The organism is Chlorobium sp., assembly GCF_049593655.1.
Classification (GTDB): domain Bacteria; phylum Bacteroidota; class Chlorobiia; order Chlorobiales; family Chlorobiaceae; genus Chlorobium.
Genome location: NZ_JBAWHG010000031.1, coordinates 1 through 14,741, shown reverse-complemented (window position 1 = coordinate 14,741; position 14,741 = coordinate 1). Strand labels below are relative to the sequence as shown.

Sequence of the window (14,741 nt, the reverse complement as noted above, 5' to 3'; positions counted from 1 at the left end):
AGGCGGATCGTCTCATTGCCGGAGCCTTCTCTCCCGGCAGCGCCATGCTGCTGAAGAGATGGCCGTGATTCTGTTCCTCCCCCGAATCAGGACAAACAGACAATGCAACTTACTATGGCGTATGCTGACTTTTAACGATCTGATCGCTGCCAGCCGTCAGGAAGTGCGGGAGATCATGCCCTGGGACCTGACGATCCGCATCAAAGAGAATCCCGGCCTGCTCGTTCTCGATGTTCGCGAGCCCTATGAGTTCGAGGCGATGCATATCCGAGGTTCCATCAATGTTCCCAGGGGTATTCTTGAATCCGCATGCGAATGGGATTACGAGGAGACGGTTCCGGAACTTGTCGCTGCAAGGCATCGGGAGGTTGTCGTGGTATGCCGTTCAGGACGCCGCAGCGTGCTTGCCGTCGCCGTGATGCAGCAGCTTGGTTATGAAGATGCCGTTTCCCTCAAGACCGGGCTCAGGGGTTGGAATGATTATGAGGAGCCGCTGATCAATATGGATGGTGAGATGGTCGATGAGGATGTTGCTGACGACTTTTTTACTTCCAGGCTCAGACCTGAGCAGAGAAGGCCTGGACTTCAGGATCGGTCGAAACTTCCCTGAGTGATAATGGATTCTCTTCTTCTTCCGCGGTTGATGGTTTCAGCTCCGCACAAGAGCTCCGGCAAGACGACCGTGACCCTGGGGATCGCCGCATATTTTGCCGCAGCGGGAGAGCGTGTCTCCTGTTTCAAGAAAGGTCCCGATTATATCGATCCCATGTGGCACCGGCTTGCATCAGGAAGGGAGAGCCGCAACCTCGATCCCTGGCTCATGGGGCCTGGCGGGTGCATGGATTCGTTTGTCGTCGGCAGTCGGGGGGGGACGCTCTCCCTGATAGAGGGCAACCACGGTCTGCACGACGGCATGTCGCTCGACGGCTCCGACAGCAGCGCGGGGCTTGCCCTGATGCTGCAGACACCGGTTCTCCTGGTTATCGACAGCCGGAAAATGAACCGCGCCGCGGCAGCGATCGTCATGGGCATGCAGGCCATGCAGCCGAAGGTGACGATTGCCGGAGTCATTCTCAATCAGGTGCGTTCGCCGCGCCATGCGGAAAAACAGAAGCTTGCCATCGAAACCTTCTGCCGGGTGCCTGTCGTCGGCGCTATTCCGGCTGAGAGCAGGCTCGTTATTGCCGAACGGCATCTCGGCCTTACGACAGTCGGTGAAACAGCAGGAGCTGCCGCCTTTATACGGGACGCCGCCGAACTGGTCGCCCTCTACTGCGACATGCAGGCAATCCGTTCTCTTTTCGGTTCGGCTCAGCCCCTTGTCTTTGATGGATATTCTCCCGCACTTCCCCTGACGCTTCCCGAAAAACGGGTTCGCATAGGGGTTTTCAGGGATGCGGCGTTCTGTTTCTATTATCCCGAAAACCTCCGTGCACTCGAGGAGCACGGAGCGGAACTGCTTTTTATCGATTCGATGCAGGACCGTTCACTTCCCGATGTCGACGGCCTCTATCTCGGCGGAGGTTTTCCGGAATCCTTTTTTCCCGGACTTTCGGCCAACCGGAGCCTGATGCGTGAGGTGAAAGAGCGGGTCGATGCGGATATGCCGCTCTATGCCGAATGCGGCGGACTGATCTGGCTCTCCCGCAGCGGCACCTATGGGGGCAAAACCGTTTCTCTGGCCGGAATTCTTCCCTTCGATATCGGATTTCAGTCCCTTCCGGCCGGTCACGGGTATCTGCGGATGAGAAGCTGCAGCGAAAGCCCCTGGTTCGAAAAAGGGGTCGAAACAAAAGCCCACGAGTTCCACTATTCAACGCCGACTGATGGTGCAGCCGGTTGCCGCTGGCAGTTCGACCTCATGCGCGGCCAGGGGGTGACCGGGAGACATGACGGCGTGCTTTACCGTAACCTGTTCGCATCCTACGCTCATCTGCATGCCGTCGGCAATCCCCTGTGGGCGAAGCGGTTTACCGATCTGTGCGCGGCCTGGAAAAAAGGCCGGTGATCTCCCTGAAAAAAACAAAAAAATGCACCGGGGATTTGAAAAAAGCCGCCCCTTTTATTACTATATAGTTATATAACTATTTCACCGTTTCCGGACGCTGTTTTTCCCCGTTTTCAATCTGACCGTTGCACCCCTTTTTTGTTCAGGCAATTCGTTCCGGATCGACTCCCGCTTCCTGGAGCACCTCCTGGTTGCCTGCCGGGAAAGCATAAAAAAATGAAAATTTTATCGGCAGAATTTGAAAAACAGTGTTCCTTTTATTACTATATAGTTATATAAATATATAACTGATTTTTCTTGTATTCCCCAGGCGAAGGACAGCGTCTTTCTGCGCCGTTCCGGTTGGCAGGGAAGAGGATTCAATATCACTACTAACATTATCAAAAGGAGCGAATCATGAGCATTGATGTGAATGGGGTCAAATACGATGTGGACGAAAACGGCTACCTCGTCAATCTCGAAGACTGGAACGAGGATGTTGCCGTAAAGCTTGCCGAAGGCGAGGAGATCGAAATGGCGGAAGCGCACTGGGATCTGGTGAAGTTCCTCAGGAACTACTACGAAGAGTACCAGATCGCTCCTGCAGTGAAGGTGCTGACCAAGGCTATCGCATCGGAAAAGGGTATGGACAAGAAAGAGGCATCCGAGTTTCTCTACGGGCTTTTCCCGAAAGGTCCGGCGCTTCAGGCCTGCAAGATTGCCGGGCTGCCGAAGCCGACGGGCTGCGTGTAATGCGATTGACCGCTTTTTCCAACCCAATTTAACGGTGAACTAAAGGAGGAACTATGGAAGGTGCAAAAGATGCTTCTTCACGCGAAGGACATCACTGCGGGGGTTGCCATTCGGAGGAGAACGGGAAGTTTCTGAATCCGACCCCTATGCTTAATGAGCTGGAGAGCGGCCCGTGGCCAAGCTTCGTTTCCGGCTTCAAGGAACTTGCCGAACGGACGAAAAAGCCCATGCTTCGCGGAGTGCTCGATCAGCTTGAATACTCCTATAACACGAAGATGGGGTACTGGAAAGGCGGTCTCGTGACGGTGGACGGTTACGGAGCGGGCATCATCACCCGGTACTCCATGATCAAGGACAAGTTTCCCGAGGCGGCGGAATTCCACACCATGAGAATTCAGCCTGCGCCGGGCCTGCACTACAATACGGCCATGATGCGCGAGCTTTGCGATATCTGGGAAAAATACGGCAGCGGCATCATTACCCTGCACGGCCAGACGGGAGACATCATGCTGCAGGGCATCGAGCAGGATAAGGTACAGCAGTGTTTCGACGAACTGAACCAGAGCGGATGGGATCTCGGAGGTGCGGGAGCCGGCATGCGTACGGCGGTGTCGTGTATCGGTCAGGGCCGTTGCGAAAATGCCTGCTACGACAACCTCAAGCTGCATCTGAAGACACTGAAGCATTTCGTCGGCGTACTGCACCGTCCTGAATGGAACTACAAGCTGAAATTCAAGTTTTCCGGTTGCCCGAACGACTGCACCAACGCCATCATGCGTTCCGATCTTGCCGTCATCGGCACCTGGCGCGACGCCATACAGGTCGATCGCGACGAGGTGAATGCCTGGGTGGAAAAGAAAGGAATGGACGTGCTGGTCAACCAGGTTATCAATCTCTGTCCCACGAAGGCCATTTCGCTGAAGGACGGCGAAATGCACATCGAAACAAGGGACTGCGTGCGTTGCATGCACTGCCTGAACGCCATGCCCAAAGCGCTCTCTCCCGGCAAGGAACGCGGTATTTCCCTGCTTATGGGCGGCAAGAACACGCTCAAGGTCGGCGTCAATATGGGCTCGCTCATTATTCCGTTCATGAAGATGGAGGACGACGAGGATATCGAGGCTTTCATCGAGCAGATCGAGGAGATCATCGACTGGTGGGAGGATGCCGGACTCGACCACGAGCGTATCGGCGAAACCATCGAACGTGTCGGTCTCAAGCAGTTCCTCGACGGAGTCGGAATCGAGGCGGACATCAATATGGTGACAAGGCCGCGCGACAACCCGTATTTCAAGGCGCCGTACTGAGTACGGTCTGCCCTGGGAAGCCTGAACAACAAGCATGAACCCGCTGCCCGGAGGGCGGCACTACACCCAATCGGAAAAGAACATCATGAGCAGTCCTGAAAAGAAATGGAAGACCATAGAGTCGGGTCCTCACACCTATGAAGAGGCTCTTCACCCGGTGGTGAGAAAGAATTACGGTAAGTGGAAGTACCACGAAATTCCCAGGCCGGGCGTGCTCATGCACGTGGCTGAAAGCGGTGATGCAATCTGGACCGTCAGGGCCGGCACACCCCGCCAGGATACGGTGGATATGGTGCGCGTGCTCTGCGACATCGCCGACAAATATGCTGACGGATACCTTCGCTTCACGGTGCGCAACAATGTGGAGTTTCTGACCCCGAACAGGGAGCATGTCGAGCCGATGATCCAGGAACTCGAGTCGCGCGGGTTTCCGGTGGGCGGAACCGGCATGTGCGTCTCCTCGGTAGCGCACACCCAGGGGTGGCTGCACTGCGATATTCCCGCCACCGATGCTTCAGGCGTCGTGAAGTCCATGATGGACTATGTCTATCAGGAGTTCAAGGATATGCAGATGCCCAACAAGGTGCGTCTGTCCACCTCCTGCTGTTCCATCAACTGCGGCGGCCAGGCCGATATCGCCATCGTGGTCAAGCATACCCGTCCGCCCCGCATCAACCACGACCATCTGGCGACCATCTGCGAACTGCCGAAAGCGGTCGCCCGCTGTCCGGTAGCGGCAATCCGTCCCACCGTGGTGAACGGCAAGCGCTCCCTTATGGTGGACGAAGCCAAATGTATCTGCTGCGGCGCCTGTTTCGGAGCCTGTCCCGCCATGGAGATCAACCATCCGGAGCACTCGAAGTTCGCCATCTGGGTCGGCGGCAAGAACAGCAATGCCCGCACCAAACCCTCCACCATGAGCATCGTGGCGCACAACCTGCCCAACAATCCTCCTCGCTGGCCGGAAGTCACCGAGGTGATCGGCAAGATCCTGACTGCATACAAGGCGGGCGGACGTCCCTGGGAGCGAGTGGGCGAGTGGATCAACCGTATCGGCTGGAAGCGCTTTTTCGAAGAAACCGGCCTGACGTTCGACGACAACATGATCGACAGTTATCGTCACGCCAGGACTACCTTCAACCAGTCGGCACACGTCCGGTTCTAACCGAAGGAGATTACGACCATGGTGGAATCAAATCCAATCCTTGATTTTGCGATCAACTACCAGTTTCCGGAATACACCGAGCTGGAGGGAACCGACAAGATCGTGGCATTCGGCGACAGCAGCCACAAATGCCCGATCTATGTCCGTCAGACGCCTCCCTGCACGGCCGAGTGCCCTGCCGGGGAGGATATCCGCGGATACAACCGTCTCCTGAACGGCACCGAAAAAACCGAAGACGCATGGAAAGCCTCATGGGAGACCATCGTCAGGACGAACCCGTTTCCGGCGGTCATGGGCAGAATATGCCCGCATCCCTGCCAGAAAGGGTGCAACCGGCAGTTTCACGACGAGAGCGTGGCCATCAACGCCCTTGAACAGGCTGTCGGCAACTACGGCATCGAAGCCGGACTGAAGCTTCCTGAACCAGGGCCCGATACCGGTAAGCGCGTTGCCGTGATCGGCGGCGGACCTGCCGGGCTTTCCGCGGCATACCAGTTGCGCCGCAGGGGTCATGCCGTCACCATCTACGACGCCAACGAGAAACTCGGCGGCATGGTGCTTTACGGCATCATGGGTTACCGGGTCGATCGAAAGGTGCTCGAAGCGGAGATCCGGCGCATCACCGATCTTGGCCTTGAGTTGAAAATGGGTGTGCGTGTCGGAAAGGACGTCACGCTCGACCAGCTCGAAGCGGAGTACGATGCCGTCTTCGTGGGAGTCGGCGCCCAGGTCGGGCGCACTCTGCCGGTCGAGGGATTCAATACGACGCCGGGAGCCACCAACGCCATCGACTTTCTGCGCAACTACGAGGTGCTGGGCGACGATATCCCGGTCGGCAGGAAAGTCATCGTGATCGGTGACGGCAACGTAGCCATGGATGTGGCGCGTCTTGCCCTGCGCCTCGGATCGGAAGCCGTTGTCGTTTCCGGCGTGCCGCGCGAGGAGATGGCTTGTTTCCGGAACGAATTCGACGATGCGGTTAATGAAGGGGCCGTGATGCACTACCTGACCGGCATTACGGGACTGCTCACCGGCGACGGCGGTGTTCGGGGCCTCGTCTGCTCCCGGATGGTGAAAAAGGATAAAGGCGAAGATGGCTGGAACTCTCCCATTCCGTTTTTCCGCTACAAAAGCTCAGGCGAAACCTTCGGGATCGAGGGCGACATGGTGGTTGCGGCCATCGGTCAGTCTGCGGACATGCAGGGGCTCGAGAGCATTGTAAACGGTAATTCGTGGCTGAAGGTAGACCGCCATTTCCGTATTCCCGGCAAGCAGAAGGTCTTCGGCGGCGGTGACGCCATCAAGGTCGATCTCATCACGACGGCCGTAGGCCACGGGCGCAAGGCTGCCGAATCGATCGACGCGTTTCTCAAGGGCGAACCGCTTCCCGAGCAGGGTTACCGCGAGGTGACCAAGGTGCAGAAGCAGGATGTGCTGTACTTCTTCCATTCGCCCCAGGCCAAACGCGGGAACATCGAGCCGGAAGAGGTGGTGGGCAACCACGACGAGCTGCTTCAGGCTCTCTCGAAAGAGGAGGCCCTGGCCGAAGCGGCACGCTGCATGAGCTGCGGTCTCTGCTTCGACTGCAAGCAGTGCGTTTCGTTCTGTCCCCAGACGGCCGTCAGCCGATTCCGCGACAATCCCGAAGGCGAGAAGGTCTATACCGATTACTCGAAATGCGTCGGCTGCCACATCTGCTCGCTGGTCTGTCCCTCCGGATACATCCAGATGGGCATGGGGGATGGATTGTAAAGATCGTGGGCCGTGAGCGGTTCGCAGTGAGCCGTTCGCGGTGCGCCGAAAGGGAGGGGTCATTGTCCCTTGGGTCCTTTATGTCCCTGACAAGATTGTGAGTTATCAAAATAATAGGGGGGCCTCTAAAAAGTGTGATGAGCGATCAAAGAAGCAAGCTCCATAAAGGAGCGCGAGTATAGCAGCGCGGACGGAGCGGAGAAACCGGAGTGTACACGTAGTACATGAGGATTTCGAGCACCGACCAACGTAGCAATTTGGTTGCGTAATATCTTTTTAGAGGTCCCCAATAACAGCAAAGCAATGTACGAAGCTCTTATACAACAGACACAGGAGGCCCTCGAACGTACGTCGAAGTGGGCTGAAGCGGGCTGGACGGCTAGATTCGGGCCGCGCGCCGTAGCGGTCTCTTCGCTGAAGGAGGCCATGGCGCTGCCCCGAACCGCAGTGTACGGCGAGGAGGCCCGGAACTACTGGCGACAGGTGGTGCTGACAGCCGAGGATTCGTCGGCTTACGGCCGAAAGGCTCTCGAAGCGCTCATCGCCGGAGATATCCGCAAGGCTGCCGACGCCCTGTATTTTGCACAGTACATGGAGAAACCGATTGCGGAGCACTCCCGTACCTGGCTGCCTCTTTACGGGGCCGCGATGGAGGAGACCGCAGCCTGCTGCTGATGCGGCAGGTACGGTGCATGTTTTCCCTAACCCTACAATTTTCTGACCGTGAAAATAGGAATCCTGCTCAAGGAAGGACCGTATAACCACCAGGCTGCCGACACTGCCTACAAGTTTGCCGAGGCGGCAATCCGCAAAGGGCACACGGTGGATGCCGTCTTCCTGTACAACGACGGCGTCAACAACGTAACGAAAATGATGGATCCGCCCCAGGACGACCGGCACATCTCCGCCCGCTGGGATAAGCTGCACAAGGAGCATGGTGTGGAGATTCTCGCATGCATCGCAGCCTCGAAACGTCGCGGCATCTGCGACGAGGTGCTCATCGAAGGCGGCGAGATCACCGGACTCGGCACCCTGACCGATATCGCCATCCGCAACGACAGACTTTTAACCTTCGGAGACTGAAGAACAATGGAAAACGAAAACGTGAAAAAGATCATGCATGTGCTGCGCCATGCGCCTCACGGCACGATATACAGCTACGAGGGTCTTGAAATGATCCTGATCATGGCGGCCTACGAGCAGGATCTGTCGGTCGTGTTCATCGGCGACGGCGTGTACGCCATCAAGAAGAACCAGGACACGGCAGGCATCGGCATCAAGGGCTTCGCCAAAACCTTCATGGCGCTTGACGGGTACGATGTCGAGAAACTCTACGTCGACCGGCTTTCGCTCGAGGAGAGGGGTCTTTCCGAAGAGGACCTGCTTGTGGATGTCGAAGTGCTCGACTCCTCCGCAATCGGAGCGCTTATGAACGGGCAGGACGTCATCATTCACCATTAACGTTTTTGTCGATGTTACATACGATCAACAAATCACCATTTTCAGGCGACAGCTTCGATACCTGCATCAGGTTTCTCCAGCCGGGAGATCCCGTGCTCTTCATCGAAAACGGCGTCTATGCCGTACAGCAGGGTAACCGCTTTTCGGAAGCTCTTGCCGGCGTCATGAAAAACAATCCGGTCTATGCGCTCCGGCCCGACCTCGAGGCACGCGGCATCTCGAACCTCACCGAGGGAGTCGCAACGGTCGATTACGACGGTTTCGTCGATCTGGTGGAGGAGCATCAGGTTAACAGCTGGCTCTAGCCTCCCGATTGAGCGTCCTGTGCAGGATGATATTCTATTAAAGTAATTTACCTCTGACCCTATGAATCGAACCTGGGAGCGGATCATCCGGGAAAACCGGGAGACAATCCTGAAGCGATGGCTCGAGTTCGGCCTCGACCTTTTTTCCGGGAAGATGGCTCCCGGTACGCCAATATCGGAAGCGCTCGCCGACGGCATGGGAATGATGCTTGACGGCTTTGCCGACGACGGTGAGCGTTGCAGGGAGGGCGTGTCGCGCGTGACGCGCATCCTCGCCGTGCATCCCTTCCGTCCTTCCCGCAGCCTCTCCCTGTTCCTGGAGCTGAGGAGCATCCTGCAGGAGACCGGCGGTTCCGAAGGCGACGGGCCGTTCTGCACCGAAAGGATCGAAGGCATGCTGTTCGAGGCGTTCGACCTCTTCATGGAGCATCGTGAAACGATCTACCAGCTCAAGGTCGAAGAGAGCAGGAGCAAAATGCACATGCTGCTGAGGAGTACCGGATCATGAAAAAGATTATGCTGCCGCTCGCGATGGTGGCCGTGCTCGCGCTCATCCCTTTCGTAGGAGTGCAGTATGCCGGCCTCGATTATCTTTTCGGCGTCGTCATCCCCTACGCTGCAGCGGCGCTGTTCGTGGCCGGATTCGTCTACCGGATGGTCGACTGGCTTCGCCGTCCGGTACCCTACAACATCACCTCCACCTGCGGGCAGGAGAAGTCGCTCGACTGGATTCACCACGACAAAATCGAAAGCCCCTCGAAACCGTGGCATGCCGCAGTCAGGGTGCTTTCCGAGGTGCTGCTGTTCCGTTCCCTCTTCCGCAACAACAGGGCGGAATTCAGCAAGGGACCCGATCTCGTGTACGGTTCCACCAAGTGGCTCTGGCTCGGCGGTCTCGTGTTCCACTGGTCGCTCCTCGTCATCGTGCTGCGCCATGCACGCTTCTTTTTCGTGATGGCGCCGGGTTTCGCCGAATCGCTCGACCAGCTCGACAGCTTCTTCGATATCACACTGCCGGCTTTCTATGTAACCGATGCGCTTGCGCTCTCGGCAATCACCTTCCTCTTTGTGCGGCGCGTGGCCGATGCGAAACTGCGCATCATTTCGCTGCCGACCGATTACTTTCCGCTCTTCCTGCTCGGCGGCATAGTCGGCGCCGGCGTGCTGATGCGCTATATCGCCAAGGTTGACGTTATGGCCGTCAAGGACCAGATGCTGCGGCTGATGAGCTTCAGTTTCGATCCTCCCGCCGAGATCGGCGCGCTCTTCTACGTGCATCTCTTTCTCGTATGCATGCTGCTGCTGTACTTCCCGTTCAGCAAGCTCATGCACATGGGCGCGATCTTTCTCAGCCCGACGCGCAACATGCTCAACAACAGCCGCGAGAAAATGCATGTCAATGTGTGGCGTCAGCCCATGAAGATCCGTACCTACAGCGAGTACGAAGACGATTACCGCGAAAAGATGAAAAAGGCGAAACTGCCTCTCGAAAAGGAGTAACCATGTCGAAATATCTACCGAAACAGGCCGACCTCATCCGCGAAATGGAGGAGAAGCCGAGCCCGCTGAAAGGCGATCACGCCAAACAGGAGTGGTGGGAGATGCCCGTGGAGTTCCGCGAGGGGAACTTCTGCTTTCCGGCCAAACCCGAGGTGATCGAGGAGCTCGGCTTTGCGAACCCACGCAAGTGGGCCGTTACCGACGATGACTGGCAGCTGCCCGAAGGGTGGCAGAAGACCCTCATGGACGGCATGCGGGAACGCCTGAAGAAATACCGCTCCCTGAAGCTCTACCTCGACTCCTGCGTGCGGTGCGGCGCCTGCGCCGACAAGTGCCACTTCTTCCTCGGCACGGGCGATCCGAAGAACATGCCGGTGCTGCGCGCCGAACTGGTCCGTTCGGTCTACCGCGGCGATTTTCCCATGGTGGAGAAAATCCTGAAGGGCTTTGCCGGATCGCGCAAGCTCACCAAAGAGGTGCTCAGGGAGTGGTACATGTACTTCTACCAGTGCACCGAGTGCCGCCGCTGCTCCGTGTTCTGCCCCATGGGTATCGATACCGCGGAGATCACCATCATGGTGCGCGAGATCCTGCAGCTCGTGGGCCTGAACAACAACTGGATTCTCGCACCGGTGGCGAACTGCAACCGCACGGGAAACCATCTCGGCATCGAGCCGCACACCTTCGTGCAGAACATCGAGTCGCTCGTAGACGACATCGAGGAGCTGACCGGCGTGACGGTGAACCCCACCTTCAACCGCAAGGGCGCGGAGATCCTTTTCATCACCCCGTCCGGCGACGTGTTCGGCGACCCCGGCGTCTACACCATGATGGGCTACATGCTGCTTTTCGAGCACATCGGGCTCGACTACACCATCAGCACCTACGCTTCGGAAGGGGGGAACTTCGGGTTCTTCACCTCGAACGACATGATGCGCAAGCTGAACGCGAAGATGTACCACGAAGCCGAACGGCTCGGCGTCAAATGGATTCTCGGCGGCGAGTGCGGCCACATGTGGCGCGTGGTGCACCAGTACATGAGCACCATGAACGGCCCGGCAAACTTCCTCGAAGAACCGGTTTCGCCCATTACCGGAACGAAGTTCAGCAACGCGAAAGCCACGAAAATGGTGCATATCGCCGAGTTTACCGCCGATCTTATCCATAACAGCAAGCTGAAGCTCGACCCGCGGCGCAACGACCATCTGCGCACCACCTTCCACGACTCCTGCAACGTCGCCCGGGGCATGGGCATGTTCGAGGAGCCGCGCTATGTGCTCCGGAAGGTGTGCAACTCCTTCCACGAGATGCCGGAAAACACCATCCGCGAGCAGACCTTCTGCTGCGGTTCGGGCAGCGGCATCAACGCCGAGGAGAACATGGCCATGCGCATGAAGGGCGGCTTCCCGAGGGCGAACGCCGTGCACAAGGTGAAGGAGAAGCACCAGGTCAATTCGCTGGTCACCATCTGCGCCATCGACCGCGCCAGCCTTCCGCCGCTCATGCGGTACTGGAACCCCGGCGTGTCGGTCTACGGCCTGCACGAACTGGTGGGCAACGCCCTTGTCATGCAGGGCGAGAAAATGAGAACCGAAGACCTCAGGGAGGATCCAATGACCGGTTTTGACGACAAGGAGGACGACGTTGACTAAAAAAATCATTATGACGGCAGCGGCCATGCTCATTGTGGTGCTTGCCGGCGTCTACGCTTTCCGGCATCAGGAGAGCCAGGCGGAAAAGGTTGCCGCCCCTGTCGCCCCTGCTGCGGCCGCTGCGGTCGACAGCTCGGCCTGCATCGCCTCGAAAGAGTACATGCGGGCGAACCACATGCGCGTGCTCGCCGAGTGGCGAAACTCATCCGTGCGCGAAGGAAACCGCGTATGGGTCGCGCCCGACGGCAGAAAGATCGACAAAAGCCTGAACACCTGCCTCAGCTGCCACTCAAGCAACCGGATGTTCTGCTTCAACTGCCACATGTACGCCAATGTGAAGCCCAACTGCTGGAACTGCCATATTTCACCAATGGAGGCGCCCTGATGAACGAAGACCGCAGATCATTTATCAAGAAAGCCGGTATCGGCATTCTTGCCGGCATCGGTTCGGCAGCCGGCCTGTTCCCGGCGCTTTCGCTCGAGAAAACCGTGTTTCCGGCATGGGACGAAAAACCCGAACCCGGCAAGCATCGCTGGGGCATGCTCATCGATACCCGCAAATGCTCCGGCAACTGCAGGGAGTGCGTTGCGGCCTGCCACTTCACGCACAACGTGCCCGATTTCGGCAACCGCAAGGACGAGGTGAAGTGGATTTGGAAAAGCTCCTACGAAAACGTGTTTCCCACGGCAAGCCGGCAGTTCCAGAGCCCCGAGGTTACCGAAAGGCCCTACGTCGCGCTCTGCAACCACTGCGCCGAGCCGCCCTGCACGAAGGCCTGCCCGACCGAGGCCACCTTCAGGCGGTGGGACGGCATCGTCTCCATGGACTACCACCGCTGCATCGGCTGCCGCTTCTGCATGGCCGCCTGCCCTTACGGTTCCCGCAGCTTCAACTGGCGCGATCCGAGAGAGGGCATCAAGCTTGCGAGCACCGACTATCCGACCCGCATGCAGGGGGTGGTGGAGAAGTGCAACTTCTGCTCCGAACGGCTGGTGAAAGGACTCGATCCGGCCTGCGTCGAAGCATGTCCGGAGCAGGCACTGGTGTTCGGCGACCTGAACGATCCCTCGTCGGAGATCCGCAAGCTGCTGGAATCGAACGAAACCATGCAGCGCAAACCCGAACTTGGCACGAAACCTTCGGTCTTTTATATCATTTAATGTATCGTCATGATTGAAAAAGCTCTGAAAGGAAGCCGGAACTACTGGCTCTGGATAGGACTCCTGCTGCTCGGCATCGGCGCGGGATCTGTCGCCTTTTCACGGCAGATGTGGGAAGGGCTCACCGTAACCGGCATGGGCCGCGACGTGAGCTGGGGCCTCTATATCGCGCAGTTCACCTTTCTTGTGGGCGTGGCGGCTTCGGCCGTGATGGTGGTGATTCCCTACTACCTGCACAACCGGAAGGAGTTCGCCAGAACCGTGATCGTCGGCGAGTTCATGGCCGTCGCGGCCACGCTGATGTGCATGCTCTTCATCCTTGCCGACATGGGCCGTCCCGACCGCGTGCTGAACGTGCTGCTCTACCCCTCGCCCCACGCCATGGTGTTCTGGGACGTGATGGTGCTCAACGGCTACCTCCTGATCAACTTCGTCAGCGCCTGGACCGTGCTCGGCGCGGAGCGCAAGGGAGTCCCGCCGCCGAAATGGATCAAGCCGATCATCTATCTCTCGATTCCCTGGGCGTTCAGCATCCACACCGTCACGGCGTTCCTCTACGCAGGACTTCCCGGACGGCACCTCTGGCTCACCGCCGTGCTCGCTCCCCGGTTTCTCGCATCGGCGTTTGCCGCGGGAACCTCGCTGCTCATTCTCGTCACCCTCGTCCTGAAAAAGACCACCGGCTTCGACGCGGGCAACGAAGCGCGCCAGAAACTCGCCGTGCTTGCCACCTACGCCGGCATCGCGAACTTTTTCATGATCGGCACCGAATTCTTCACCGCCTTCTACAGCAACGTGCCGGCGCACATGCACGGCCTGCAGTATCTCTTTTTCGGGCTCGAAGGCAAGAGCAACCTCGTGCCGTGGATGTGGCTTTCGCTGCTTCTCGGTTTTGGCGCTCTCGGCATACTGCTCAACCCGAAACTTCGCCAAACCTCGAAATGGCTTGTGGCCGCCTGTGTGGGCATGGTCAGCTCCATCTGGATCGACAAGGGAGTCGGGCTGGTGCTTGGCGGATTCGTGCCCTCGCCGCTCGAAGAGATCACCGAATACGGCGTCACCCTGACGGAGCTCACCGTCACGCTCGGCATCTGGGCCGTGGGCATGCTCGTGCTGACGCTGCTGCTGAAGGTTGCCGTGACCGTGAAAAAGGAGCAGGAGGCGTAACGTTTTTCCTTGCATCACCCTCACTTCCGGATAGTCTGAAAGGAGGGCGGGTTTTCCAGCCCGCCATTGATTTATCTATATTTTGAATGGCGGACAGGAAAGTCCGCCCTCCTTTATGGACATCTCTATAAAGTGTGATGAGCGAACAAAGGACAAGGCGGACGGAGCGGAGAACCCGGAGTGTACACGGAGTACATGAGGATTTCGAGCACCGACCAACGCAGCAATTTGGGCGCGCAATAACTTTATAGAGATGTCCTTAAGCCAACCAGCCAATTTTTCGTTCATGAAAAAAGTGTTTCTTCCGCTCAACATCCGGATAGACAATAAAAAGATCCTCTTTGTCGGCGGTGGCAAGATCGCCATGCACAAGATCCGGACGGTCGAGCAGTATACCCGCAACATCACCATTCTCGCGCCGGAGATTCACGACGATATCAAGGGGAAGGGGTTCACCGAAATCGTCAAGCGGTATGAACCCTCCGACCTCGAAGGGTACTTTCTCGTCTACGCAAGCACGAACGACGAGGA

Annotated in this window: 17 protein-coding genes; all 17 read left to right on the top strand. The window is 57.8% G+C overall.

The genetic code is table 11. From position 1 onward, the window contains the following. The first annotated feature begins 121 nt into the window (after nt 1-121). Nucleotides 122-610: a rhodanese-like domain-containing protein gene (locus tag WBP50_RS04720; protein ID WP_423932042.1), complete on the top strand. Its 489-nt coding sequence runs from the start codon at nt 122-124 to the stop codon at nt 608-610. A gap of 6 nt (nt 611-616) precedes the next feature. Continuing rightward, nucleotides 617-2,008, top strand: coding sequence for a cobyrinate a,c-diamide synthase (locus WBP50_RS04715; RefSeq protein WP_423932041.1), 1,392 nt, complete (start codon nt 617-619; stop codon nt 2,006-2,008). Nucleotides 2,009-2,404: 396 nt separating this feature from the next. After that, nucleotides 2,405-2,740, top strand: a complete 336-nt coding sequence (locus tag WBP50_RS04710) for a TusE/DsrC/DsvC family sulfur relay protein (protein ID WP_423932039.1) — start codon at nt 2,405-2,407, stop codon at nt 2,738-2,740. Nucleotides 2,741-2,793: 53 nt separating this feature from the next. Beyond that, complete coding sequence (gene dsrA, locus WBP50_RS04705) at nt 2,794-4,047, top strand: dissimilatory-type sulfite reductase subunit alpha (RefSeq protein ID WP_423932038.1); 1,254 nt, start codon at nt 2,794-2,796, stop codon at nt 4,045-4,047. 85 nt (nt 4,048-4,132) lie between these two features. Continuing rightward, entirely contained in the window at nt 4,133-5,212 is a 1,080-nt protein-coding gene (dsrB, locus tag WBP50_RS04700; RefSeq protein WP_423932134.1) for a dissimilatory-type sulfite reductase subunit beta, read from the top strand. 18 nt (nt 5,213-5,230) lie between these two features. After that, entirely contained in the window at nt 5,231-6,964 is a 1,734-nt protein-coding gene (locus tag WBP50_RS04695; protein WP_423932037.1) for an NAD(P)-binding protein, read from the top strand. A 303-nt stretch (nt 6,965-7,267) separates the two neighbouring features. Then, nucleotides 7,268-7,639, top strand: a complete 372-nt coding sequence (locus tag WBP50_RS04690) for a hypothetical protein (RefSeq protein ID WP_423932035.1) — start codon at nt 7,268-7,270, stop codon at nt 7,637-7,639. 48 nt (nt 7,640-7,687) lie between these two features. Further along, on the top strand, nt 7,688-8,047 hold the full coding sequence (gene tusD, locus WBP50_RS04685; protein WP_423932033.1) for a sulfurtransferase complex subunit TusD: 360 nt from the start codon (nt 7,688-7,690) through the stop codon (nt 8,045-8,047). Nucleotides 8,048-8,053: 6 nt separating this feature from the next. After that, complete coding sequence (tusC, locus tag WBP50_RS04680) at nt 8,054-8,425, top strand: sulfurtransferase complex subunit TusC (RefSeq protein ID WP_423932031.1); 372 nt, start codon at nt 8,054-8,056, stop codon at nt 8,423-8,425. An 11-nt stretch (nt 8,426-8,436) separates the two neighbouring features. Further along, nucleotides 8,437-8,730, top strand: coding sequence for a sulfurtransferase complex subunit TusB (gene tusB, locus WBP50_RS04675; RefSeq protein ID WP_292004551.1), 294 nt, complete (start codon nt 8,437-8,439; stop codon nt 8,728-8,730). Between the two features lie 61 nt (nt 8,731-8,791). After that, complete coding sequence (locus tag WBP50_RS04670) at nt 8,792-9,238, top strand: RsbRD N-terminal domain-containing protein (protein ID WP_423932030.1); 447 nt, start codon at nt 8,792-8,794, stop codon at nt 9,236-9,238. Continuing rightward, complete coding sequence (gene dsrM / locus WBP50_RS04665) at nt 9,235-10,230, top strand: sulfate reduction electron transfer complex DsrMKJOP subunit DsrM (protein WP_423932029.1); 996 nt, start codon at nt 9,235-9,237, stop codon at nt 10,228-10,230. Before WBP50_RS04670 ends, dsrM begins: the two co-directional genes overlap by 4 nt. Nucleotides 10,231-10,232: 2 nt before the next feature. Then, on the top strand, nt 10,233-11,882 hold the full coding sequence (gene dsrK, locus WBP50_RS04660) for a sulfate reduction electron transfer complex DsrMKJOP subunit DsrK (RefSeq protein ID WP_423932028.1): 1,650 nt from the start codon (nt 10,233-10,235) through the stop codon (nt 11,880-11,882). After that, the gene (gene dsrJ, locus WBP50_RS04655) at nt 11,875-12,267 is read left to right on the top strand and encodes a sulfate reduction electron transfer complex DsrMKJOP subunit DsrJ (RefSeq protein WP_423932027.1); all 393 of its coding nucleotides are present in this window, start codon (nt 11,875-11,877) and stop codon (nt 12,265-12,267) included. The genes dsrK and dsrJ overlap by 8 nt, the downstream gene beginning before the upstream one ends. Continuing rightward, nucleotides 12,267-13,043: a sulfate reduction electron transfer complex DsrMKJOP subunit DsrO gene (gene dsrO, locus WBP50_RS04650; protein ID WP_423932026.1), complete on the top strand. Its 777-nt coding sequence runs from the start codon at nt 12,267-12,269 to the stop codon at nt 13,041-13,043. The genes dsrJ and dsrO overlap by 1 nt, the downstream gene beginning before the upstream one ends. Before the next feature lie 9 nt (nt 13,044-13,052). Continuing rightward, complete coding sequence (gene dsrP, locus WBP50_RS04645; protein WP_423932024.1) at nt 13,053-14,210, top strand: sulfate reduction electron transfer complex DsrMKJOP subunit DsrP; 1,158 nt, start codon at nt 13,053-13,055, stop codon at nt 14,208-14,210. A gap of 286 nt (nt 14,211-14,496) precedes the next feature. Beyond that, nucleotides 14,497-14,741: precorrin-2 dehydrogenase/sirohydrochlorin ferrochelatase family protein (locus WBP50_RS04640; protein WP_423932022.1), on the top strand; the 245-nt coding region annotated here is incomplete at its 3' end.